Raw genomic sequence first — 815 nt, 5'->3', positions numbered from 1 at the left:
TTCGGATAAGGCCTGGGCACAATGACATCCTTCCAGCCCACCCCGCAAGGCAAGCCAACTCAGATGTCACCTATCCGTGCAGCAGACCCATATTTACCGAGGTTGGCTTGAAGGTAGCTGTCACCACGCTTGGTCGAGGTGACCATGCCGGCTGATCCAGGCATGCATCACAATCCCGGCGGCCACCCCGACGTTTATGCTGCGGGTGGAGCCGAATTGAGCGATCGACACCGTCAGCTCCGCGCCGGCCCGGGCTTCGTCGCTGATACCGAGACCTTCGCTGCCGAACACCAGCAGGCAGTCGACGGGCAGCGTGGTCTGCTCCAGACGCACCGCCCCTGCCACGTTGTCCACCGCGACGACGGTGAGTCCCTGCCGGGCGGCGAAATCCAGGAGATCAGTGGCGGTTTCGTGATGCAGCAGTCGCTGATAGCGGTCGGTGACCATGGCGCCGCGCCGATTCCACCGGCGCCGACCAACGATGTGCACGGTGTGCACGGCGAACGCGTTGGCGGTGCGCACCACCGAGCCGATGTTGGCATCGTGGCCGAAGTTCTCGATCGCGATGTGCAACCGGTGCCGCCGGCGATCGATATCGGCGACGATCGCCTCTCGGGTCCAGTAGCGGTAGGCGTCGACGACGTTGCGACGGTCTCCCTCGCGCAGCAGCTCCGGGTCGTAGCGGGAGTCGTTCGGCGGGGGTCCCGGCCAGGGGCCGACGCCGTTGGCCGGTGCGAACCACTCGGTGGGGCCCGGCGGTTCAGCGAGGCTCGACGGAGGAGAGGCGAAGCTGGGACCGCCGCATGAAACCGGCG

General features: G+C 66.4%; 1 protein-coding gene. It reads right to left on the bottom strand.

Features of this window, described 5'->3' with window-relative positions; all coding sequences use genetic code 11:
* Positions 1 to 120: 120 nt before the first annotated feature.
* Positions 121 to 815 (bottom strand): RNA methyltransferase (locus LI94_RS21340; RefSeq protein ID WP_152664910.1); only part of this gene is annotated, 695 nt, incomplete at its 5' end.

This window comes from Mycobacterium sp. UM_Kg27, from assembly GCF_000972905.1.
Lineage (GTDB): Bacteria > Actinomycetota > Actinomycetes > Mycobacteriales > Mycobacteriaceae > Mycobacterium.
The sequence above is the reverse complement of the archived record's forward strand: the minus strand, read 5'-3'. Positions and strand labels throughout refer to the sequence as shown.